This window comes from Saccharicrinis carchari, assembly GCF_900182605.1.
Lineage (GTDB): Bacteria > Bacteroidota > Bacteroidia > Bacteroidales > Marinilabiliaceae > Saccharicrinis > Saccharicrinis carchari.
In genome coordinates this window covers 676,299-699,797 of the sequence record NZ_FXTB01000001.1, presented here as the reverse complement: position 1 = coordinate 699,797, position 23,499 = coordinate 676,299, and the positions used below count along the sequence as shown (strand labels likewise).

The 23,499-nt window shown below is 42.6% G+C and carries 18 protein-coding genes and 1 other RNA gene; 4 read left to right on the top strand and 15 right to left on the bottom strand.

The window, feature by feature from the left end:
* Positions 1-6: 6 nt before the first annotated feature.
* From FN809_RS02495 to FN809_RS17845, 10 genes are all read right to left on the bottom strand, one after another.
* Positions 7-1,194: a hypothetical protein gene (locus FN809_RS02495; protein WP_142531884.1), complete on the bottom strand. Its 1,188-nt coding sequence runs from the start codon at positions 1,192-1,194 to the stop codon at positions 7-9.
* A 192-nt stretch (positions 1,195-1,386) separates the two neighbouring features.
* Complete coding sequence (locus FN809_RS02490) at positions 1,387-4,356, bottom strand: type I restriction endonuclease subunit R (protein ID WP_142531883.1); 2,970 nt, start codon at positions 4,354-4,356, stop codon at positions 1,387-1,389.
* On the bottom strand, positions 4,334-5,044 hold the full coding sequence (locus FN809_RS02485) for a hypothetical protein (protein WP_142531882.1): 711 nt from the start codon (positions 5,042-5,044) through the stop codon (positions 4,334-4,336). The genes FN809_RS02490 and FN809_RS02485 overlap by 23 nt, the downstream gene beginning before the upstream one ends.
* Positions 5,034-5,552, bottom strand: coding sequence for a hypothetical protein (locus tag FN809_RS02480; protein WP_221929338.1), 519 nt, complete (start codon positions 5,550-5,552; stop codon positions 5,034-5,036). Before FN809_RS02480 ends, FN809_RS02485 begins: the two co-directional genes overlap by 11 nt.
* Before the next feature lie 269 nt (positions 5,553-5,821).
* Entirely contained in the window at positions 5,822-6,943 is a 1,122-nt protein-coding gene (locus FN809_RS02475) for a restriction endonuclease subunit S (protein WP_142531880.1), read from the bottom strand.
* Positions 6,940-8,406: a type I restriction-modification system subunit M gene (locus FN809_RS02470; RefSeq protein ID WP_142531879.1), complete on the bottom strand. Its 1,467-nt coding sequence runs from the start codon at positions 8,404-8,406 to the stop codon at positions 6,940-6,942. Before FN809_RS02470 ends, FN809_RS02475 begins: the two co-directional genes overlap by 4 nt.
* 184 nt (positions 8,407-8,590) lie before the next feature.
* Positions 8,591-8,965: a GxxExxY protein gene (locus tag FN809_RS02465; RefSeq protein WP_246095404.1), complete on the bottom strand. Its 375-nt coding sequence runs from the start codon at positions 8,963-8,965 to the stop codon at positions 8,591-8,593.
* Positions 8,966-9,125: 160 nt separating this feature from the next.
* Positions 9,126-10,622 (bottom strand): type I restriction-modification system subunit M, encoded by a 1,497-nt coding sequence (locus FN809_RS02460; RefSeq protein ID WP_142531878.1) that lies wholly within the window; start codon positions 10,620-10,622, stop codon positions 9,126-9,128.
* Between the two features lie 585 nt (positions 10,623-11,207).
* Positions 11,208-11,972 (bottom strand): endonuclease/exonuclease/phosphatase family protein, encoded by a 765-nt coding sequence (locus FN809_RS02455; protein WP_221929337.1) that lies wholly within the window; start codon positions 11,970-11,972, stop codon positions 11,208-11,210.
* Complete coding sequence (locus tag FN809_RS17845) at positions 11,938-12,162, bottom strand: hypothetical protein (RefSeq protein ID WP_221929336.1); 225 nt, start codon at positions 12,160-12,162, stop codon at positions 11,938-11,940. Before FN809_RS17845 ends, FN809_RS02455 begins: the two co-directional genes overlap by 35 nt.
* Before the next feature lie 568 nt (positions 12,163-12,730).
* Here FN809_RS17845 and FN809_RS02450 point away from each other — a divergent pair.
* The 3 genes from FN809_RS02450 (at position 12,731) to FN809_RS02440 (ending at position 15,057) form a co-directional block, all read left to right on the top strand.
* Positions 12,731-13,375, top strand: coding sequence for a hypothetical protein (locus FN809_RS02450; protein WP_142531877.1), 645 nt, complete (start codon positions 12,731-12,733; stop codon positions 13,373-13,375).
* A 509-nt stretch (positions 13,376-13,884) separates the two neighbouring features.
* Entirely contained in the window at positions 13,885-14,394 is a 510-nt protein-coding gene (locus FN809_RS02445; RefSeq protein WP_142531876.1) for a HigA family addiction module antitoxin, read from the top strand.
* Between the two features lie 3 nt (positions 14,395-14,397).
* Entirely contained in the window at positions 14,398-15,057 is a 660-nt protein-coding gene (locus FN809_RS02440; protein ID WP_142531875.1) for a nucleotidyl transferase AbiEii/AbiGii toxin family protein, read from the top strand.
* A gap of 334 nt (positions 15,058-15,391) precedes the next feature.
* On the opposite strand, the gene mnmE is transcribed toward FN809_RS02440, so the two are convergent.
* Positions 15,392-16,846, bottom strand: a complete 1,455-nt coding sequence (gene mnmE, locus FN809_RS02435; RefSeq protein WP_246095402.1) for a tRNA uridine-5-carboxymethylaminomethyl(34) synthesis GTPase MnmE — start codon at positions 16,844-16,846, stop codon at positions 15,392-15,394.
* Positions 16,847-17,931: 1,085 nt separating this feature from the next.
* Between mnmE and sucD the strand changes: the two genes are divergently transcribed.
* Positions 17,932-18,813 (top strand): succinate--CoA ligase subunit alpha, encoded by an 882-nt coding sequence (gene sucD, locus FN809_RS02430; RefSeq protein WP_142531874.1) that lies wholly within the window; start codon positions 17,932-17,934, stop codon positions 18,811-18,813.
* A gap of 39 nt (positions 18,814-18,852) precedes the next feature.
* On the opposite strand, the gene ssrA is transcribed toward sucD, so the two are convergent.
* From ssrA to FN809_RS02410, 4 genes are all read right to left on the bottom strand, one after another.
* Positions 18,853-19,252: a transfer-messenger RNA gene (gene ssrA / locus FN809_RS02425) on the bottom strand.
* Between the two features lie 129 nt (positions 19,253-19,381).
* Entirely contained in the window at positions 19,382-19,567 is a 186-nt protein-coding gene (locus tag FN809_RS02420) for a YgaP family membrane protein (protein WP_142531873.1), read from the bottom strand.
* Between the two features lie 86 nt (positions 19,568-19,653).
* Complete coding sequence (locus tag FN809_RS02415) at positions 19,654-19,959, bottom strand: hypothetical protein (RefSeq protein ID WP_142531872.1); 306 nt, start codon at positions 19,957-19,959, stop codon at positions 19,654-19,656.
* Between the two features lie 280 nt (positions 19,960-20,239).
* Positions 20,240-23,494 carry an efflux RND transporter permease subunit gene (locus FN809_RS02410; protein ID WP_142531871.1) on the bottom strand — a complete coding sequence of 1,085 codons (3,255 nt, stop codon included), beginning with the start codon at positions 23,492-23,494 and terminating at the stop codon, positions 20,240-20,242.
* Positions 23,495-23,499: the final 5 nt, after the last annotated feature.

The window sequence follows — 23,499 nt, the reverse complement described above, 5'->3', positions numbered from 1 at the left end:
TATGTTTTATTTTGGATAGACCACCGAAAACTCCGTGTTTTTATGGGTAATATATTCATCGGTAAAACGAAATTCCGCTTCGTAAAGCGATATGAGCTGACAATAGCAAGTTACCATTTCCTCGAAACTCACCGGCTTGGGATAATCGTAGCGAAGCACAAAATGGAGCAGGTGATAACCCGAGGCGGCAAAATGCTGTTTCATCACCTCCATATCGATAAAAACACCCGTTTCCTGCGTATCACTGAAGAAAGAAGCGCCGATGGCGCCGGCCAGGGGCACCTTGAGCGTTACCTTGCTTTTTATCTTTTGATTGAGCGCTTGTATGAGGGCGTAGGTGTCGTCCTCCTGCAGGATGTCGAGCCCCAGCTTTAGCGGGAAGACGGGGCGGGTCTCGAAAGCCAGGGCATTCGAATTACGCAGTTGCTCCACAATATCCGACTTGGTTTCCAGCTCAAACTGATCCTTTAAATACTTTACCTGCCGTATCTTCTCCATCACCTTGCTTTGGTGCTTCACCTGGTTCAGGAAATCGATGATCTGCTTCTCCGTTTCTATCAGGTTATGCCTTGCCTCCTGCAACAGCAGGCGCAGCCCGGTGGTGATGTTTTGCAGCTCCTCGTCGCGCGCCGTCGCAAAAAAGGTGAGCTCATCGCCGCTCAGCAGTTTATCGGTACGACTAATCAGTTGTTTGATGTCGAGGCGACGCTGATCGTAGTTTTCGAGCTTCTTGATTTTGATGCGGTAGTTGGGTTCCGTTTTAAAGGCATTGTCGATATTGCGGTTCAAATCCACAATATTGCGAATACAGATAATGCCCACCTTGCGCAAGGCGCCCTTCACCAACTTCAGGTATTTGTGGCGACGGTATTCGTTGTCCTCGGCCAGATAGTAATCGATGTTTTGCTTCAACTGGGTCAGATGCTCGTTAATGAGCGAGGTGTTAATCTCCTCATTTACATCCAGTATCTGCTCAAAAAAAGTAAGGAGCTGATCGTCAATCTCCAAATAACGCCCATTGCGCACCAGGAGGCCTTTCTCTATCAGCGACTGCACCTTGCCTTCGTCCAACAGCTCAATGGCCTGCTCGTAACGGTAATCGAAGGATTTGCGTTTGCCAAACAGCTCCCCCAGCAGGTCTTTGCCCATGGTAAGGGCATTGAGCAGTTCTTTTATGGAGTGGAAGGTGTACATCTGTTCTGTTTATGTGTTGCGGCGCTTTGGCGGGCGCAGGGGCTTGCCGCGCCTGTCGAAGCAATCAATTGAACCAAATGCGAAGATAGGAATCATTTGGTAGAATTGCATCTATGGCGGTGGCTTATCTAAATCCACGCTAAGGCAGCAATGAAAGATAGGGGAGTGGCACGTACCAAAGCGCAAATAGTTTTAATAATACTCCTTGATATACGCATACGCTCTATCGAACAACAACTGGTCTTTATGTAACTTATATTTTAATAAAGCCTTGCGTAATGACTTTTGAACTTCTCTTTCTCCTGATGTGGTTGTTTGCCAACCCGGAAAGTTTACAACACGAACAATAGCATCAATATCGCTAACAATTCGCTCCACAACGGCAGGCGTTTTATCGGTTTTTAGTTCCAGAAATAATTCTGTAAGTGCCGCCTTAGGTGTTTTCTCTTGGATCTTCTGCTCTAATTTTTTTTCGGCTTGAATGGTTTCCTTGGCAATTTTACAGAGTTCTTTTACAAACTCAATGGAGGTGATGAGCCCTCTTTCCGCTTTATCTCGTAATTCCTCCAGGCGTTCGCTCAGCTTTTTAAACTTGGGATTATCGCCATGTTTTTTAAATCGCCTGATGAGTATTTTCTCCAACTTTTTGGCGTTTTTAGGATCGGGGTTATTAAATATATCTTCAATAACATCGGCATCCAATAAAAACCCTTCCAACTGATGCACCCCGCCCACATGAATATTATCATGTATTAAACGCGTAGTTTGTGCCCCTAAGGCAAACCACAGTAACTTACCGATACCATCCGACGCCGGACGAACCGATTCAAATACCTGCGACAACCATTTGTAATCGGGCTGATACACATCCAGTATCCTGTCAGGGGAGAGCGATTCCCATAGCTTAGCGAGAAACTTAAAATCGGCGGCAAAGGCATCTTTTTTATCATCGGTATTGATGGCGTTTTGTGCTAGCTCCAAACCTTCAAATCCTTCTATGGAGCGATCCACACCATTAAAATGGCTTAAAGCACTGGCCATGGCCTGTGGCAACTTTGCTTTTAGCTCCGTAAGGTTAGTGATGATATGGCGCATGGATTGCTCATCAAATTCCAGTGCTTTGGCGGCATCATCAAAAACACCAAAGTAATCCACAATCCGGCCATAATTTTTATTGGTATATAAACGGTTTGTACGACAAATAGCCTGCAATAAGGTGTGGTCTTTGATGGATTTATCCAGGTACATCGTTTGTAAAATGGGCGCATCGAAACCCGTTAATAACTTTGCCGTTACAATGATAAATTTTAACTCGGATTGGGCATCGTTAAATTCATCCACAATCTTTTCCTGCTGGCTTTTATCTATGCCCCAGTCCTTTTTAAAATCTTCGGGATCGTTGGCAGTGGTAGAAATAACCACCCTGCTTGCTTCCGTGGGGAAATACTTATCCAATTCGCGCTTGTATTGCACGCAGGCATGTCGGTCGGGCGTCACAATCATGGCTTTAAAACCATGCGGTTCCACTTTTTCCTTAAAGTGGGTAGCAATATCCGTTACAATTTTAGCCACCCGTTCGGGCGACTTGAGGAAGGCTGCCATCTTTGCGGACTTTTTGTTTAAGGCATCAGCCTCTTCATCATTCAAGGCCGATTCTTCCTTAAAATCTTCAAAAGCTTTATCGATGGTTTCCTTATCCAGATGCACTTCTACCAGGCGAGGCTCAAAATGCAAGGGCAGCGTAGCCTCATCGCGGATGGACTCCTGAAAGGTATAGCGCGACATATAACCGCCTTGGTCCTCTTTGGCACCAAAGGCCCAATAAGTGTTTTTGTCGGCTTTGTTTACAGGCGTTCCGGTTAAGCCAAATATAAAGGCATTGGGTAAGGCGGCCCGCATGGTACGTCCTAAATCGCCTTCCTGCGTTCGGTGCGCTTCATCCACCAGCACAATAATATTTTCGCGGGTATTCATATTGGGTTTGGCATCCCTAAATTTATGAATCATCGAAATGATTATTTTACGCGTATCGCGCTCCAGTAGGTTTTGTAACTCGCTAATGTTGGCCGTGGTTTCCACATTGGGGATATCAGCTGCATTAAAGGTGCCGGATATCTGCGTGTCCAGGTCGGTTCTGTCCACCAGTACAATTACCGTAGGGCTTTTGAGCTTGGGGTTTCGTCGTAGTTTTTGTGCGGCAAATACCATCAATAAGGATTTACCCGAACCTTGAAAATGCCAAATCAAACCTTTTTTAATATGGCCGTTTTCTACGCGTTCCACAATTTTATTGGCCCCGTGGTATTGCTGAAAGCGAGGAATTATTTTTATGCGTTGTTTCTTTTTATTGGAAGTAAACAACGAAAAATTGAGCAGTATATCCAATAAGCGTTGAGGGCTTAACAAGTGGTGTATTTCTTTACCTATCTCGTCCAATCCCAGGCTTTTGGCTAAAGCATCCTCATCGCCATCCAAACGCCAGGGCGCCCAAAATTGAAGTGGCGTACGAATGGCACCATAAAACAATTTTTTGCCCTCGGTGGCAAAGGATAATATATTGGATACAAACAATTGTGGGATGGCATTTTCGTAAATATCGCGCACCTCGTGGGCACCATCGAGCCAGCTGACGGATGGACGTATGGGCGTTTTTGCTTCGCCCACCACCACCGGAATACCATTTATAAACATGACTACATCCGGAATCTTGGTTTCGCGGTGATGCACCCTGAACTGATTGGTGACAAGGTAGGTGTTTTGCGACAGGTCGTCGAAATCGATAAGACGCACCGGCACATGACGGTTACCTTCGCCAAAGGGCATGGTTTTATCGCCACACATCCATTTAAAAAACTCCTCATTGGCCTTTACTAAACCTACCTGTGGCACAGCAATAAGCACGGCACGTAGTTTATAAATCACCTCATCGGCCAGCTCGGGCTTGGCCTTAATTTCGGGATTCAAACGAACCAGGGCTTCTTTTAAATGGCCCTCTAACAACACTTCGTTTACACTACGCTGTAAGTTTTGCGGCGCCACATATTTCCAGGCGGCACCATAGCTACCAGGCGGTTCAGCTGCCCGCTCGCTAGCATTTAAATTTACCCCTGTTAACTGGTGAATAATGTAGTGCTCTACGCTATTTAGTTCGTTGAAGGCCATAATTATGATTTAGTATTTGGGTAATTTTTTCTTCTACAATAGGCATGCGTTCTTCCAGCATTAGTGGGTGAATATGCGCCATTAGCACTTCTTGCATTAGGTCTTTTGAGCTTATGTTTTGAAGTTGTTTTTTTATAAAATTGGCGATGCGACTATCGTCTTGAGCCACTTCTTCTGCAATTGTGGTACGATTGTCTAAAACATAGATAATATCTTCGATGTCGTGACTGATTCTGTAATCACTGCCTCTATCGTTAAACGCTTCGAATTTGGTGGCCAAATAACACGGTGCGGAAAGAATTTTTATTTCTTGGTCTTTGGCTTTAGCAGTCCATAAATTATTGAAGCCTATTTTATACCAACGGTTTGCCGGGCCAAGCGGGCCAGCTTCGGTAGCCATAATATCTATAGGAATATCCTTGTACTTGTAACTGCAAATGGCATGGCCAAATGGATCGGGATGAAAACCAAGTGCACCTAATTGTTCTTGAACCTCTTGCCAATGGCTAAGATTGACTATGTTTAAGGCTATATCAATATCTTGCGTTGGGCGTATCTCATCTGCAGCCGGATCATCGGCGTATAAACTCACCACCGCACCACCCACAAACACCATGTTTTGCTTGATATCCTTTAAGGCTGCGGCCACTGCGGCCACTACGGCAATATTGATGGTTCTATTCTCCAAGTCCCAAACGTTTTTTAAGTGCTATTACGGCCAATTCTTTTTCTCGAGCTCTGCCTACACGCAAGGCATCTACTAAAGCCAGCAGCTCGTGTAATTTTTCGTCTTTCAAGGCCGCCTCTGGTACCGCAGGGTGCAACGGCACTATGCTATGCCCGCGAACAGTTCCTTTGCCATAAGGCCATACATAATCTTCTGTGCTTTGAATATCTGCTTTTAAAGGGCTTGCCGAATGTGAAGTTGATACACCACGCACCACAGCACCCGGTTTTTGCGGAAAAACGTAACGTAAACCGTATTGCAAAAACTCCATCAAGGCCATTTTCATGACTGTTTTACCGTTAGGAGCCAGTAAACCTGCGTATTTTGACCTGTTGAGCGACTTGCTTATTTCTGATTGACTAATGCCTAAGGCTTCTGCTAATGGTTTTTGATACCACTGCTCATTACCGTAACTCACTATTTTTAGCAGAATTACAATGTCGTGTGGACTCATTATTTGTTGCTTCATTTTCATTTATTCCATATTCGAATATGCAATATTAACCATTTGCAATCTGTTGTACAAGAAATTAAAGAGTTTTATTCTATATCGGAATATGGAATATCAGGTTGGTATTTATTTGCAATGGGCTATATTTTTTACATCCTCTTCTCTTCACCACAGATAACACAGATTTAAAATAATCGGCACAGCTCCCATCTGCTATCTGGCTTAAAATACTGCTTTATGTCTTGTTTTGTACTCATTACCGTGTAGGCCGAAGCTTTAGCGAAGGCCTAAAATATCTGATTAATTAAACTCTTTTGTAAGGCTTTGGAATTGATGATTTTAGTATTCATATTAGTTTTACTTTTTTCAAAGTTTCTCATTAGACCTAAAATTTTATCTTCATCATCAACCAGCTTTACTTTATACTCTCCAATTATTTTATGACTTACTCTAGGCATTTTTGTTCCAAACCCTTTCCCTGTTACAAAATGAATAAATGGTTTACTGTGTAAATGATAAAGCACGAATTCTTTTGAAAGCTTATGAGTGTTATAAATAAGTAATTCTGTCGTAGAAACTGCTTGAAAAGTTGCAATGAAGGCTTTATCTAAATAAGGTCTTAATTTACTATAGCATAAATCACCTTCTTCAACAATATTACATTGTGCCAAAACTTCATTTGAATTACCAAATTCAATGCATGAAAAAGCACCTGACTCAATATGTTCTAGCCCGATATATCTATTAATTTTATGCGGTACTTGGCTTTTCGCTTTCTTGGGTATAAGAACTTCTGAAAGAGGGATTAATTCTCCCGAGGATTTTTCTATTTCGTTTTCAAATGCTATTTGACTTGCCTCATTCAACCTCTCCAACACCTCCCTTTCCTTCTTAATCACATCATCCATAGCCCAAAGGAGTTCGGCCAGTTGATTTTGTTGGTCTTTGGGTGGGAGGAGGAATTCGTAGTTGGCAACATCTCTCCATCTACAATGCGGATTTGTAGAGCCTATTATTACACCAGTTGTATGAGCATAAAAACTTTCACTATGAAATAAAAAAGGTATAAACTCCGGAATAATGAACTCTTCATTCGGTTCCAATGTTAATGTCTTTTCCCCACATATTCCATCAAATGAAGCTAATGCAGTTCTTCTTAAATGTGGATTCCGGGTAGGGAAGAGTATTTGCCCTTTTCTGAAAATTTTATAGAAATATGGATTTAATTCATCGCCCTTCTCTTGACTGGACCACCTTTTAATATGCAGTGACTCCTTATCCATATGTTCAACCTTCAAAAACTTATCAAATCTTTTTTTTGCATTTACTTTGTCATTCTCTTCACGCTTTGTAAAAACGTCAATAAGCTTTACCTTCTCCCAATTATTTTTATCAATCTTCAACTTCATTTTTCTAATTCATTAAATAATTGAGAAATACTATTTTTTAAAACAGAAGATGATTCTTCCCAATCTTTGTAAGCTTCTTCGAAAGGCTTAATATCACTCACTGATACTCTTGATGATTGTATATAATTTGTAACTAATAAAGAAGAATCTTTTTTTAATATTTTTTCATTTTCTACCACTTTTGCAAAACCATCGATATCCTTATAATCCTTATAAGCATTAAATATTTTCTCAATATGCTTGTCTAACAAGTGTGAGATTGTTTTTTCATCTTTAACTTCATTAAAAGCATTAATAAACAACACTTTTCCTTTCTTCTTTTCCTCTTTATTTGTTCTCCTTATCAATAAGGCAGACTCCATGGATGAGTTGTAGAAAAGGTTTTTGCCCAATGCAATTACGCAATCAACGGTATCTGTTTCAATCATCTTTTTTCGCATTTTCTTATCGTTATCACGAAAAAGAATTCCATGCGGCCAAAGTTGTACACACCTTCCATTTGATTCATCCATACTCTTATGAATATGTTGTTCAAAGGCATAATCGGCACAGCCTTGCGGAGGTGTTCCCCATAGGTTACGACCATACGGGTCGTTGGTAAAGGCTTTTTGGTCCCAGGCTTTAATACTGTAAGGTGGATTGGCCAGAATGACGTTGAATTTCTTTAATTCGTCGTTTTCTAAAAATGCTGGTTGTGCCAGGGTATCGCCCCGTACTATGCTAAACTCCTCAATGCCGTGCATAAACATATTCATACGGGCAATGGCCGAGGTAATCAGGTTAATTTCTTGTCCGTACAGTTTTAAGGTACGGTACTCTTTGCCTTCTTCCTTTAAATGCAAGGCACAGTTCAATAACAAGCCGCCGGAGCCGCAAGTAGGGTCGTACACACTTTCGCCAGGCTGCGGGTCCATTATCATGGTCATCAACTTTACCACAGTGCGGTTAGTATAAAACTCTGCTGCGGTATGTCCGCTATCGTCGGCAAACTCTTTTATCAGGTACTCGTAGGCATTGCCCAGTTTATCGTCGGCTACATTACTCAAATTGAGTTTATACTGCGAGTAATGCTCCACTAAGTTAATGAGGGTTTCATCGCTCAGTCGGTTCTTATTGGTCCAGCTGGCATCGCCAAAAATACCGTATAGGGTATCGGGGTTGGCTTTTTCAATTTCGCGCATGGCATTTTGCAGCGCCATACCCACATTGGTGGTGGTTTCGCGCACCGTGTTCCAATGGGCGTGCCGGGGCACTATAAAATGATGGTTTTCGGCAAAGGCTGCATATTCCATATCGCCATCACTCTCCTCCAGGGCTTTTTCAAACTCTTCGTCGTACACATCGCATATACGCTTAAAGAACAGCAAAGGGAAAATATATTGTTTGTAATCGCCGGCATCAATGGTACCGCGCAAGGCCGTTGCTGCACCCCAGAGATATTTTTCGAGTTGTTGTTGGGTCATATTAATTTTTTTACCACGGATTTACACAGATTTACACGGATTATTTTTCTGTGTTAATCTGCGTTATCTGTGGTGAACTTTTCAAGTATTGTTTTAAACTCTCTATCCATGCTTTTTATTTTTTACCACTGATTTACACAGATTACCACGGATTATTTATCTGCGTTATCTGCGGTGATTTTTTTTACATTACTATTCTGTTTATTCCTTTTTTCATATCCAGCACATTAAAATTCAGCAGAAGCCCTAATTTTAATCCGGAAAGTTTCAGATAGGTCATTAACTGTGCTTTATGAATCGGTGCAATTTCATCCACTGACTTTAATTCGAGTATAATCAAATTCTCAACTAATAAATCAATCCGATATCCGGCATCCAGTTTAATACCATCATATACCACGGGCAATGATTTTTGGCGCTCTACTTTTAAGCCCTCTTTCAGTAATTCATGCGCTAAACAAACTTCATAGCTCGATTCGAGCAATCCCGGACCAAGTTCTGTATGAACCTTATACACGCATCCTATAATTTTGTATGATATATCGTTTAGTTCCATCATAATATTTTTCACCACGGATTCGCACAGATTTTCACGAATTGTTATCTGTGTTAATCTGCGTTATCTGTGGTGCACCTTTCGAGTATTGCTTTATACTTTCTTTCCACGCTTCATATCTTTTACCACGGATTCGCACAGATTTTCACGGATTAATTCTGTGTTAATCTGCGTTATCTGTGGTAAACCTTTTTAGTATTGTTTTAAACTTCTCTTCCGCTTTTAAACTCTCTGCCCATGCTATCTTCAAATCACTCATGGCTTCTTCAACCGAAGGCAAATTGTCTTCAATTATCTTTTCCACATACAGCGGAATATTCAGGTTGTAATCGTTTTCTATGATGTCATCGAGGGTGGCAATCTTTACTTGATTCTCTACATCCGCATAATTACCATACCAGGAGTAAATCTGTTGCACATGGTTTGGCTCCAGGAAATTTTGAGCGCGGCCCACCCGCACCTGATTGGCAGCATCAATAAACAGTACCTTCCCTTTCTTATGGCTTTCTTTGTTTTGCTTAAAAACCATCACACAAGCCGCCAATTGGGTTCCGTAAAATATATTTGAACCTAAACCTATCACGGCTTCCAATAAATCCTGCTTTAATAATTCTTCACGAATACGTCCCTCGGCTCCTTTTCGGAAAAGCGCACCGTGCGGCAATACTACCGTCATCCGCCCGGTACTGTTCATCGATTTTATCATATGCTGTACCCAGGCCATATCGCCATTCCCTTTGGGCGGTACTCCGGCAATATTACGTCCGTAAGGGTCGTTGGCCCAGTTTTCGGCTCCCCAATCCTTTAACGAGAAAGGCGGATTAGCGATAACGCAATCAAAAGTTTTTAAACCATCGGCCACAAAAAACGCCGGGCTGCGAAGGGTGTCGCCACGATAAATCTGAAAATCTTCGATGCCATGTAAAAACATGTTCATACGTGCAATGGAACTGGATGTCAGGTTTTTCTCCTGTCCAAACAATTTTAAGGTGCGGTAATCTTCGTTGTTTTCTTTTAAATTGTCCACACATTCCAGCAACATACCTCCTGTACCACAAGCGGGGTCGTAAATGCTTTCGCCCTCATGGGGATCCAAAATAAGTCCTAAAAGATGCACCACAGAGCGGGGTGTATAAAACTCCCCGGCTTTCTTGTTGGTTAAGTCAGCAAAATGTTTTATCAGGTATTCGTAGGCATTACCCAATAAATCGGACTCAACCATGGAGTTGGCTAAAGTATATTGCGAAAAGTGCTCAATTAAATCAAGGAGCAAGCGGTCGGCGAGTTTGTTTTTGTTGCTCCATTGCGCATCGCCAAAAATACCATACAATAAATCCTGGTTAGCTTGTTCAATTCCTCGTAATGCTTTTTCAATAGCTACACCAACGTTGGTAGTTGTTTCTCTCACATCCTTCCAATGGCAACCCTCCGGTATTTCAAATCGGTGAAATTCAGGGAGCGAAGCATATTCAACATCACCATCAGACTCTTCAAGTGCTTGCTGATATTCTTCATCATAAACGTCAGATAATCGCTTAAAGAATAGCAAAGGGAAAATATATACCTTAAAATCCGAAGCATCTACCGGACCTTTTAAAATCCAGGCCGCTTTTGACAGGTATTGCTCAAGTTGGGAAAGGGTTAATTTATTTTTTGTCATATTTAATTTTCTCTTACTAACTTTTAATTCCAATGTTGTGTGTTAAAGCTATCATTTACTTTTATGGTATGTTAATGCGTCTTTTGCTCTTTGTCCTTTTGCCAGCTCATACACTTGCCCTGCTAAGCAAAGTGTCAGCAATTCTTCTTTATCAACCACAAATATCTTTGCCAGCTATATGACCTATACGCGCTTCGCTTTTCGTTCGCCAAGTTCAGTTTTGCAGATGCGTGCGGCATCCACTTTGGCTGTAAAAAGCGGATTGTGTGCCTCCTTCAATTTCAATTATCATTGGCCTAAAAAAATGCGTACTCGATTACTGTTTGTCATAATCGGACTAAAATACAAAAGAAAAGCCTATTTGGCTTTGAAAAGGGGAAATAAAGTTACCAACAGCAAGCAAGGGTTAAAAACAATAAGATGGGAGAAAAACAGATACCACAAATACAGAAAACCAGGCGCGGAAAGTAAGGGGTAGGGCAGTGGTGCGGGCAGGAGGAGTTCCTTTTTTTCATACTGTTGAACTGCTGGGTTGGCAAAAGATATAGGTTCTTTAATTGAACTACCATTTTTACTATGGGTTAACTACACCATAAACTCACACCACAGCGGAAAGTGATCCGATATCCGGTGCGATAGTTTCGACAGGGAATAATTACGGTTTATGAGCAGGTGGTCGCGGAAGTCGAAGATGCCGCCTGTATTAAATTCCAGCGCTATTTGCGATTTTCCGTGGCTGTTTTTGTACCAGCCTATCTGGTCGTACAGTTTCAGGTCTTTAAAAATGGTGCTCGGCAAATCGCGTATTTGGGGAGGTATAAACAGGCCTTTTGAAACGAAGGCATTATAAGCCGGATCGCCTTGGCGCTCTATATTAAAATCGCCGAGTGTTATCAGGCTCTGGTTCCAGCGTTTAAGTTGTTTGGCCCAGGCGTACATCCATTCGGCAATGGCTTTAAGCTCGGGAACGCGATGTGCCGAGTTGTTTCCATACAAAACATGGAGCGTCAATAGGACGAAAGTTTTATTTTTAGCCCGAAATCCTACGGCATAAGGGGTTCTGGCAAATTGCCTGTCCAGCGCATCGATCCCGATATCCTCAAGTTGTTTTCGCGGAACCACTATTTCGCAAGCCAAACCCGAGAGCTTTACCCTGGTGGTGTTGAATATAAAAGCCAATCTTTCGCCGTTGCCACGGTCGCCCTTGGTTACATCGGTCATTATAAAACTCCAATCGTCGCCCAGCATACGCAGCGTATCCCGCAGGCATTTTATATCATCCTTTACCTCCTGGACGGCGATGATATCAAAACTTTTAATTATTTCGATAATACAAAGTAAGGAATGCAAAAACGCGTTTGGGGCTGTCCTTCGGTTCGGCTACCCATTTACTTGTCAACTTACCAAATGCCCTGATATTCCATGTTGCAATAAGGATATTGTCATCTTGTTTGCCGGGGATGGTTGTATCTAAACGGATACGGAGCTTATTTATTTCGTCGGCGATGTACTGTGGAGGTGTGTCGTATATTTTAGGCATAGTATGCTGTTTTTACCGCTATTAAAGATAATGAAAATAATTCACCTTATCCCAATAAGAAAGTGATAGGGGTTCAGAAGTATATTTTACACCTTCAAATACATCGCGATAAATTATAATCGTGCTGCATTAAAGCTTAAGGGAGCTACATTGTACCGCAAAGGCGCTGCACGGAGGCTTAAAAGCACTACATAAAGCCTCAAAAGTGCTACATAAAGGGATAAAAGCACTGCACAGAGGCTTAAAGGCGACACATTGACAGATAAAATGCTGCATAATGGCTCGGGAGTGCTACGTGGAGGCACAAAAGCGACACATTGTCAGGCAAAAATGTGTTTAGTTAAATAAAATATTCAAAAAATTTCAATTATTATTTTGTTTAGAAAAATAAATATATGTAAATTGAACAACTCATTAACAAGCAAAGACACAATGATATGGCACAGTTGTGTTTAACTCCCCATGATTATAATATAGATGCCAGAAATTACGATCCATTACAGTTTAAACCATTCCGGTGCATCAAGCTGAGCTATACTTTTTCTGCCGGATTTAAAATTCAGATATTATGAACAGAACAATTGAAGCACGTCTTGAAGACGGAAGGATTTTGGTTTATGGTGTTTCGGAAGATGCATCCATAAAAGCACGCATTGCGGCAATTTACAACGACAAAAAATTGACCCATGGTACGGAACTCTATCAGGCAGCCTACGGAGCCAGTAAAGACCAGGACGTGGAAAAGAGTGAGAGTACTGCTGCAACACTTCAGTTTAACGACTTGAAGGGAAGTGTTCATGACCGGTTTATGAATATCCGTGGTGGGATAAGGTATTTTTTTAAAGCCGACCCTGCCCTGATGAACAAATTACAGATGAATAAACAGATGCCTACCAACTATGCTCAATGGCGAACTATGATTGACTTAACCTTGACGGCGATTGAAGCTCAGCCTGTTGTTCAGGAAAAGCTGACCTTAATAAATTTGCCATCCGAGCAGATTACCGCCATGAAAGCTGACCTTGCTAAACTGGAGCAGCTTAGGCTAAGCGCCGAAAAAGAGGATGGGGAAGCCCAAAGGGCCACCGTTAAAAAGCAAGAGTCGTTCGAGGAGTTTATGAATTATTGTAGCGATTTGCGTGAGTGCCTGAATTTATTTTACCATGGAAACGATCACCAGGAGCTGGAAAAGGTAGGTATTACCGTTAAGTAAAATCAATTATTGTTCGGTGGCGCCATGCCATCAGGAAAGGGATTAATTTGAAGGGGGATCAATTTGAAGTAGCTTAGTGAGAAAGGGTCGATGCCATACTGGAATCGACCCTTGGTTGTTTAGGGTAGGTGTTTGGGATTACAAAGATTAGGTAAATGGGGATGCCCATGTAAGGTAATTTGAGGGGCAATATAAAATTCAATCGATCATGCAAATCGGTTTTCTGTTAACCAATCTGTAATTCCTTATCCGCAGCCACCTCGTGGCCTGTTTAACCAAGCTGTAAATAGCTAATCCGCTGCCGTCGCACGGCTAAGCAAGCTGTAAATCCTAACCCGCTGCCGTCGCACGGCCGCACGGCTAAGCAAGCTGTAAATCATTATCCGTTGCCGTCGCGTGGCTGCTTTCCGATACAAAATTTTCTAAATGCTATCAATCAGAATTAAAAAATAAACAGATTTGTTTATAATCGAATGGTTTTGTAATTTTGAATATTTAAAACGTTGAATATGTTACCAGATATAAATAAGATAAAAGGTATTCATCCAGGAGCCATTCTAAAGCGAGAGATTAAAAAGCGAGGTCTGAAAAATAAGGATTTGGCTTTAATGGTAGATGAGCATGCTCAAACAATTAGTGCCATAATAAAAGAAAAAAGAAGTGTCAACCCTAAACTATCTATTAGGTTGGGAAAACAATTAGGGACAGAAGAAGATTACTTTATGCTTTTGCAAGCCAGTTATGATGTTAAAAAGGCTTACCTAGAAACAAGTAATAAACGAATCCCTAATCTTAAATTGATTAGAAAGGCTATTTTTTGGGATACCGATTTTGACAAAATAGATTGGTTGAAAAATAGAAGAGCTATTATAAAGCGTATTTTCGAAAGAGGCAACGATATTGAGATTCGTGAAATGTTAAATTTCTATGGTACAGCAGATGTAAAGCATGAAATACGCAATATAGGAAGCAGTTATTTAGATTCGTTTAGCAAGAATGTGGCAAAATATTTATCTTAAATTATGACTATCCATAAAGAAACAGTTTCGGATTTACTTTGGGATACTCTTATAAAATTAATGCAGTTTAAAGAACTGGATGCTTTTAGGTTGGTAGGAGGGACGTCTTTGAGTTTGCTTCTTGGGCATAGAATTTCTGTGGATATTGATTTATTTACAGATGCCGAATATAAGTCAATTGATTTTGATGAGATTGATAGTTTGTTTCTAGCAAATTTTCAATTTGTAGATTATTGCTTTGGTGGTAATGATAGCATGGGGAAATCATACCTTGTTGGTGATAATAAAGATGAAGTTATAAAAGTTGATTTGTTTTATACAGACCCGTTTCAATACGCAATTTTAGACTATAATGGTATTAGATTATCTCAATTAGAAGAGGTTGTTGCCATGAAATTAGAAATTATTGGCAATAATGGCAGAAAAAAAGACTTTTGGGATTTACACGAGCTAATGGAATCTTTTACCTGGGATGAGATGTTGAACTTTTATGAAAAAAGATACCCTTACAGTCACACCAGGGAGGAAATTATTAATAAACTAACTGATTTTAAAGAAGCGGATACCGACTTAGACCCAATTTGCTTAAAAGATAAGCATTGGGAGTTGATTAAATTAGATATAGAAGAGTCAGTTGAAAATTATGTTGGTAATTCTAAATAAATTCTCACATACATAAAAGAGGTGTTCATATAGCAAAGATGTAAAAATAAATTATTTGAAAATATTACCGCGGAAAATACTATTTAATAGATTAATCGATTGATAATTAGTGGCTATAAGAAAACGCCAAATACTACGTTATTCTCATCTTGAAAACAGTCATTTACAACAGTAAACTCCTTGATTTTCAAGACTCGAATGCCTTGTCTTTGGCGTTTTCTTATCGAGCCACACAAAATTATTCGAGTTTTCTTAGATGCACTAATTAGTTTGTTGGTGTAAATTGGTAGATGTGTTATACTTATGTATATGTTTGATTACCAATGAATTAAAGTTACTTTCCGATACAAAAGTTCTTAAAGATGTTGCCGAGCACTTCGTCGGTTTGTATTTCGCCGCCGGTAATCTGGCCGAGGAAGTATAGCACTTCGCGTATGTCCTGGGCCACAAAGTCGCCGGAGAGGCCGCTATGCAGACCTTCGAGTACGCGGCGTATGGACTCGTGCGAACGTTGCAGGGCTTCGTAATGGCGGGCGTTGGTAACGATTACCTCGTCGTTGTCAACGGCCTGCAGGTTCACGGTATCTATGAGCTCGTTCAGCAAGTTATCCACGCCGGTTTGTTTTTTGGCCGACAGGGGCACGATGGCGTCGTTGTCCGATAGTTCGGGGAACTTTTCGGGGGTGAAGCGGGCATTTGTCTCGCCGCTGTCTATCAGGTCAATCTTATTAATGGCCACCACCAATTTTTGGTCGGGGTTCATTTTTCCTTTCACCTCTGTTATGGCTTCATGAATCTTGGGGTCGGGGTCGTTGATGTCGAGCATCAGGATGACGATGGAGGCAGAGCCCATTTTGCTGTACGTACGGTTTATGCCGATGTTTTCGATGGCGTCGGTGGTTTTGCGTATGCCGGCGGTATCGATAAAGCGGAAGGTGATGCCTTTGATGTTAAGGGTGTCTTCGATGGCATCGCGGGTGGTGCCGTGGATGTCGGACACGATGGCGCGATCCTCTTGCAGGATGGTGTTAAGCAGTGTGGACTTGCCCGCATTGGTATGGCCCACGATGGCCACGGGGATACCATTTTTGATGGCGTTGCCCAGCGAAAAGGAGTTGATCAATTTGGTGAGCAGTTGTTCCACTTCGTCCACCAGGGCAATGAGTTGTGCGCGGTCTGCAAACTCCACGTCCTCTTCGCTAAAATCCAGCTCCAGCTCCACCAGCGAAATAAAATTGAGCAGTCGCTCGCGCAGGTGCACCAGCTCATTGGAGAACCCCCCTTTCATCTGTTGCAGTGCCACGCGTCGGGCCGCTTCACTTTTGGAGGCTATCAGGTCGGCCACGGCCTCGGCCTGCGACAGGTCCATCTTGCCATTGAGGAAGGCGCGTTGGGTAAACTCACCGGGCGCGGCCAGTTGGGCACCGTTCTGGATAAAGAGCTCCAGCACCTTCTGTTGAATAAAGGGTGCGCCATGGCACGATACTTCTACAGTGTCCTCGCCCGTGAAGGAATGGGGGGCTTTAAAAATACTCACCAGCACCTCGTCCAGCTCCTTGTCGCCATCCATGAGCGAACCAAAGTGAACGGTATGGGCAGCTTGGTCTATGAGCTTTTTCCCGTGGCGTATAGATTGAAACACCTTATCGCAAATAGTAATGCTATCTGGGCCCGTGAGGCGGATTACGGCAATGGCGCCGGCCCCCTGGGCGGTGGATATGGCTACGATGGTATCTTTGAGGTTTATCATAGTGATAGCTTTATGTTTGAAAATATTCAGAATCCTCAATTAAATATTGGATTTCTATATTAGCCGCAAATTTACAGAATACAATGATTAAGAAGGACTATTTGCAAAATAAATGTGTTTATGCGTAAAAGTGTTTTGTTTTTAACAAACAGAGCATGAAAGGATAATTTTAAATCCGTAGGGATGGGGATTTATTTAGTTTGTATTTTGTGCGTGAGGTTCTTTATTTGGCAAGGTTTACAACCACCCTGTCTGATATTTCGTGGCTCAATATCATCCACCCCGCCTTTAAAAGGTGGGGAATCGGTGCGTGTAATAATTTATGTGATATGAAACCTACTCCGCTGTAAATTAGATGCTTTCCTTTTTTGGCTTAGAGTTGGATAGTACGGAAGTGAAAAATGAGTGCATTTTTCACGTTAAAAAAATGAAGCGGTTTACACTCGGAGACGGCTCTTCCCCTTTTTTTTGGAAAATGGGGAAGTACTGCAACGTAGTTGCAGGGATGAGGATTTATTTAGTTTGTATTTTGTGAGCGAGGCTCTTTATTCGGCAAGGCTCACAACCACCCCGTCTGAAATTTCGTACCTCAATATCATCCACCCCTCCTTGAAAAAGGTGGGGAATCGTTGCATGTGGGATTTTGTCTGATAAGTCAAATATTCCCCCGCTGTAAATCAGTTCTTCGCTTTTCTTTTGGAGAAATAGCTTGTCGGTAGTATTTCAGTAACCGGGAAAGAACCTGTATGGCGTGTAATTTAGGTCTTTGGTGAAGTTATTAAAGGAACGCGGCTCTTCCCCTTTTTATTTGGCAAAAAAAGCCTGTCCCGCAGAATTGCGGGAGGAAGTACTACCGCATAGCGGTAGGGATGGGGATTGATACGTGTTGTCTTACTCATGGGGTGATTATTTACAGCATTTATATAATCACCCCGTGAGTAGATACCGTCATGCCGGAAGTGCTTACAGAGCGGTTTTTAGCTCTTCCGGCAGTTGCCGGAGAGTTAGGAGAGCCTGCTCTAATGATTTATGAGGGCCTATAAGCATAAACATTATTTTGCCTTGGCAGTTATCTAAAATATTCCTACTTTGTTGTGCAAAATTTTATAAGATAAAAATGACTTATGAGCGTATTAGTTACAGATAAATCGAATGTGATAGTCCAGGGATTTACCGGGAGTGAAGGCACTTTTCATGCTTCACAAATGATTGAATACGGAACCAGTGTAGTGGGAGGCGTTACGCCTGGCAAAGGCGGTACAAAACACCTGGATCTTCCGGTTTTTAATACTGTACTGGAAGCCGTAGAAAAGGTAAATGCCGACGTATCGGTTATTTTTGTACCGCCTGCCTTTGCTGCCGATGCCATTATGGAAGCGGCCGATGCGGGCATTAAAGTGGCCATTGCCATTACCGAGGGCATCCCAACGGCCGATATGGTAAAAGTGAAAGATTATTTAAAGGATAAGAATACCCGCTTGGTGGGCCCCAACTGTCCCGGCGTTATCTCGCCCGGAATGGCCAAGGTGGGTATTATGCCCGGATTTATCCATGCCAAAGGAAAAATAGGCGTGGTATCGCGTTCGGGTACCTTGACTTACGAGGCGGTGGATCAGCTTACCAAACAAGGGCTGGGACAAAGCACCTGCATAGGCATAGGCGGCGACCCCATCATCGGCACTACCACGAGGGAGGCCGTTGAGCTGTTGATGAACGATCCGGGTACCGAGGGCATCATCATGATAGGCGAAATAGGCGGTGGTATGGAAACCGAAGCTGCCTTATGGATTAAAGAACATGGCACTAAGCCGGTGGTAGGTTTCATTGCCGGTCAAACGGCACCCAAAGGACGTAGGATGGGACATGCCGGTGCCATCATCGGTGGGGCAGAAGATACCGCTGCTGCCAAGATGAAGGTGATGAAGGAATGTGGCATTCATGTGGTGGAATCACCTGCAGAATTGGGCATTACTATGAAAAGAGCACTGGAAAAACAAACGGTGTAAAAATAAAAAAAACCACTCTTAATTTTAAGAGTGGTTTTTTTGTGGAGCTGCAGGGTTTCGAACCCTGGTCCAGTCAAGGAAGCCATATGCTTTCTACATGCTTAGCTCTGACTTGATTTTCGAGCAACGGCTGGATCAAAGCCACCGACCGCTACCTTATCTTCTTTATTTAAACCTTGACGCGAAGCAAGCCAAGGCCGATTCCCGATTTTCCAGCACCTCCATGTCGAACCGCCTCAGGACGATAGCATTCGGGAGGTGTCTTGTTCCGGCATCTTATACCGGACGAGTGCTTAACCTACTATACTTCGGTTACGCAGCAAGAGCGTAGTTATTTTCGCCAATTAAAAAGTTGAAACCCAGGATTAAAGAGCCGGAATTCCTGTGCTCTGCATGCTTACATACCACTTTCGCCTGCTGTCAAGTCCAAGTCAGCCCCATGGTAGTATTGTTAAGGGCACAAAGATAACAATTAATGACGGATTAAAAAAAATGTCACGGTCAATAACATCCATAATCCTGCATAATGGAGGTATTATTCTTTGTTCCTTTATTGTATCTACTTTATTTATTTAGGCACCCCCAGTTTAGTTAGTATTTGATTCAGCAAACACCACTTGGTTATGGACGATTGTAACAGGTTGAGGCCTACAAATCCGGTCAGGAACAGCCAGTTGATATTTACATAAATGGTTAAAACAATGCTGGCCAATATAAAAATACCGGCTACAGCTCTTACTACTCTTTCTTGCATAATTTTATGGTTTTAATGATTTTTTTTATCCATATGGTGTACCTAACCGTACGTATTACTCCTTAATAATAAAACTGAGCAACTTACTAAAGCATATCCTCAATGTTCAGGATGTGCGCATTGATATTACAGTCGGGCATTTCTTGTTTGCAATGGTCCAGCTCTTTCAGGATGTTTTTGGCCTGTTCTTCGCTTACCACTGTAAAGAAGGCTACGTTTTGTATGGTGGGGGCATTACTGCCAAACCAGTTACCGGCACGGTGAGGCGCTTTATCCGGTTTGATAACACCAGTTACGTCAAACATATTGTATGATTTTACATTTTGATGGCTGAAAAACTGCTCCAGCCTTTCGCGATATTCCGCTACTGCGATAGCTACTAATAGTTTCATTTTTTTTGAGATTTAAAATTAAGTTGCAAGTACAAAGTTTAAAGTTTTATAGGTCAGTAGATAAATACCTACATTCATATCACTATTAAAGCGAGTCATAGGATTTTTATAAAAAAGCTAATTATAACTAGCCTCGGGATTTATCCCGGGGTACCTAAATTACATTTACATCGGGCTTTAACCCAACCTTATATTTATTGGGCTGAGCTAAAAAAGAGGGGTTAAAACCCCTTCCCAAAGCCGAAGCTAATGGGAAGGGTAAAACTCACTCGTACTCAAATTAATCTTTTGTATCAGGTTCTGTTGTTTCTGTTTCTGTTTTTACCATTACTTTTGCCGCCTCTTTATTTTTAGCAGCCTTGTTCTCTACCATATAATAAACCAGCGGAACAATCAGTAGGGTTAAAAAGGTGGATGCTATACTTCCGCCCATCAGTGAAATAGCCAGGCCCTGGAAAATGGGGTCGAACAAAATAACTACTGCGCCTATCACCACCGTACCCGCAGTTAATAGGATAGGGGTTGTACGAACGGCACCGGCCTCAATAACAGCTTCCTTAAGGGGTGCTCCCTCGGCCAGCCGTATGTTCACAAAATCGATGAGCAGTATGGCGTTACGTACCATAATACCCGCCAGTGCAATCATACCTATCATGGAGGTGGCGGTAAAAAAGGCGTTCAACATCCAATGTCCTATCAGGATACCTACCAGCGACAGGGGAATGGAAATCATCATCACAAAGGGTACTTTCAGGTTTTGGAACCAGCCCACTATTAACATGTAAATGATAAGGAGCACCACGGCAAAGGCCGTTCCCAAATCGCGGAATACCTCGTAGGTAATTTGCCATTCGCCATCCCATTTTAAACCAAACTCGCTTTCCGAAAAAGGCTGTGCGCTATAGTATTCACTTATCTCGTAACCTTTGGGCAATTGTATCTCGTCCATGCGGTCCGAGATGTCCATGATGGCATACACAGGACTTTCCAGTGTTCCGGCCACGTCGGCGGTAACAAACACTACTTGCTTTTGGTTTTTACGGTATATGCTTTTTGCTTTGATGGTTTTTTTAATGTTTACCAAATCGCCTATAGCCACCATATTTCCGTTTTGCGACATCAGATTTATCTTTTTTAAATCCTGGATGCCGGTACGGTCTTCCTCTGCCATGCGCAGGGTGATGCCCACCTGGTCGTGGTCGTTTTCGGCGTATAGATGCGTTGCCGTGGCACCTCTCAGGTTCATGCTGATGGCATGTACGATTTGTTGAGGGGCAATGCCTGCCAGCATGGCTTTTTCCTTGTCCACATCAAAACGGTATTCCTCCTGATCGCTTTCCATCATCCAGTCTACATCCACCACACTCTCGGTTGTTTTAAACAACTCCTTGACCTGACGGGCAATATCTTTTTGTGCTTCGTAATCGGGACCGTAAATTTCCGCTACCATAGTTGACATTACCGGCGGACCGGGCGGTACTTCAACCACTTTTACATTGGCATTAAATTTTTTACCAATTTCCTGCAATCCCGGTCGCAGTTGTTTGGCTATGTCGTGACTTTGCAGGCTCCTTTCGTTTTTGGAAACCAGATTCACTTGTATATCGGCTACATTGGAACCCCTGCGCAGGTCGTAATGACGCACCAGGCCGTTAAAGTTGATGGGTGCCGAGGTGCCCACATAGGTTTGATAGTTGGTAACCAGCTCATGTTCGCGCAGGTAAGTCGCCAGTTCCTTGGTAACATTGGCCGTTTGCTCCAGGGTTGTGCCCTCGGGCATGTCAATTACCACCTGAAACTCATTTTTATTGTCGAAGGGCAATATTTTTACGGTTACCACTTTAAACATAAACAAGCTTACCGAACCAAATAACAATAGCGTAACACCTATAATGAACACCCATCGTTTCATGGCATTGTCAATCATGGGGCGCATGGTTTTGTTATAAAGTTTGTAGATCAGTGAATCTTCCAGGGAGTAGTTTTTTTGGCTATCATTGGAATCATCATGTTTTAACAAACGATAGGCCAACCAAGGCGTTATCATTAGTGCCACCAGTAGCGAGAATATCATGGCAATGGAGGCGCCAATAGGCATGGGACTCATGTAGGGTCCCATCATACCCGAAACAAATATCATGGGTATAACCGCAGCTATCACCGTAAACGTGGCCAGTATGGTAGGGTTGCCTACCTCGTCGATGGATTTAAGTGCTGCCTGAAAAAAGGGTAATTGCCTCATTTTAAAGTGGCGGTGCATGTTTTCGGCAATAATAATGGAGTCGTCCACTACGATACCGGTTACAAACACCAGTGCAAATAGGGTAATGCGGTTCAGGGTGTAATCTAAAAAGTAATAACTGAACATGGTGAGGGCAAAGGTAATGGGCACCGAGATAAACACCACCAATCCGCCCCGCCATCCCATGGCCAGCATCACCACTATGGTTACCGCTATAATAGCGCCCAAAAGGTGCATCAGCAATTCCGATACTTTTTCCGAAGCCGTTTCGCCGTAGTTGCGGGTTACCTCAACATGTATGTCGGCGGGCAACAGTTCGCCTTGCAGTATCTCTATTTTATCCTCAATCAGTTCGGCCAGGCGCATGGCATCGGCACCTCTTCGTTTGGCTATCGATATGGTTACCGCACCGTATTCGCCGGGATGAATTTCCTTGTTTTCGCTGGCTTGACCGTATCCGAAGGAAACGTAGGAATCAGGTATGGATGGGCCGTCCTCCACAGTGGCCACCTGATGTAAATAAATAGGACTGTTTTGGTTTACACCTATCACCAGGTTGCTCACTTCCTCGGCAGTTTGTAAAAATTTGCCGGTGCTTACCGCATACTCATTGTTGTTTTGGTTAAAGGATCCCGACGAAAACTGGGTGTTGGATACCTCTAACTGTTGGGCTATCATCAGGGGGTCTACCTGGTAAGCGGTCATTTTGTCTCTGTTCAGGATAACCTGTATCTCACGGTTTCTTCCGCCCAATATTTTGGTTTCAGCTATGTCGGTTATTTTTTCTATCTCCGAGTTTAGTTCCTGTGCTACCCGTTTTAACTGGAAGTCGCTGTAATTCTCACTCCACAGGGTTAGCCCCACTACCGGAACATCGTCGATAGACCTTGTTTTAATCAGCGGGAGCGTGATACCGGCCGGCATACGATCCATATTTTTCATCAGCTCGTTGTATAGTTTCACCAAGCTGCGCTCTACATCTTCGCCCACGTAAAACTGCACGATTAGCATGGCCTGCTCGGGCATGGCCTGCGAATAAACATACTCCACGCCAGTTACGTTAGAGATAATTTTTTCTATCGGCTTTACTATTTTCGATTCTACCTCTTCGGGGCTTGCACCGGGATAGCCCACAAATATATCGGCTATAGGCACATCTATCTGCGGTTCTTCCTCGCGGGGGGTAAGGTACGAACTGTACATACCTATTATCACGAACGCGACCATTAACAAGGGGGTCAGCTTCGAGTTTATAAACATTCGGGCCAAAGACCCTGCAAATCCTGTTTTCATATAGT

Coding starts and splice junctions, on each gene's coding strand:
- FN809_RS02490 (WP_142531883.1), bottom strand. CDS start 4,356: ATGGCCTTCAACGAACTAAATAGCGTAGAGCACTACATTATTCACCAG.
- FN809_RS02445 (WP_142531876.1), top strand. CDS start 13,885: ATGTTACCAGATATAAATAAGATAAAAGGTATTCATCCAGGAGCCATT.
- FN809_RS02470 (WP_142531879.1), bottom strand. CDS start 8,406: ATGACCCAACAACAACTCGAAAAATATCTCTGGGGTGCAGCAACGGCC.
- FN809_RS02495 (WP_142531884.1), bottom strand. CDS start 1,194: ATGTACACCTTCCACTCCATAAAAGAACTGCTCAATGCCCTTACCATG.
- FN809_RS02465 (WP_246095404.1), bottom strand. CDS start 8,965: ATGATGGAACTAAACGATATATCATACAAAATTATAGGATGCGTGTAT.
- FN809_RS02475 (WP_142531880.1), bottom strand. CDS start 6,943: ATGAAGTTGAAGATTGATAAAAATAATTGGGAGAAGGTAAAGCTTATT.
- FN809_RS02415 (WP_142531872.1), bottom strand. CDS start 19,959: ATGAAACTATTAGTAGCTATCGCAGTAGCGGAATATCGCGAAAGGCTG.
- FN809_RS02420 (WP_142531873.1), bottom strand. CDS start 19,567: ATGCAAGAAAGAGTAGTAAGAGCTGTAGCCGGTATTTTTATATTGGCC.
- FN809_RS02480 (WP_221929338.1), bottom strand. CDS start 5,552: ATGAAGCAACAAATAATGAGTCCACACGACATTGTAATTCTGCTAAAA.
- FN809_RS02440 (WP_142531875.1), top strand. CDS start 14,398: ATGACTATCCATAAAGAAACAGTTTCGGATTTACTTTGGGATACTCTT.
- FN809_RS02450 (WP_142531877.1), top strand. CDS start 12,731: ATGAACAGAACAATTGAAGCACGTCTTGAAGACGGAAGGATTTTGGTT.
- FN809_RS17845 (WP_221929336.1), bottom strand. CDS start 12,162: ATGCCTAAAATATACGACACACCTCCACAGTACATCGCCGACGAAATA.
- sucD (WP_142531874.1), top strand. CDS start 17,932: ATGAGCGTATTAGTTACAGATAAATCGAATGTGATAGTCCAGGGATTT.
- FN809_RS02460 (WP_142531878.1), bottom strand. CDS start 10,622: ATGACAAAAAATAAATTAACCCTTTCCCAACTTGAGCAATACCTGTCA.
- FN809_RS02410 (WP_142531871.1), bottom strand. CDS start 23,494: ATGAAAACAGGATTTGCAGGGTCTTTGGCCCGAATGTTTATAAACTCG.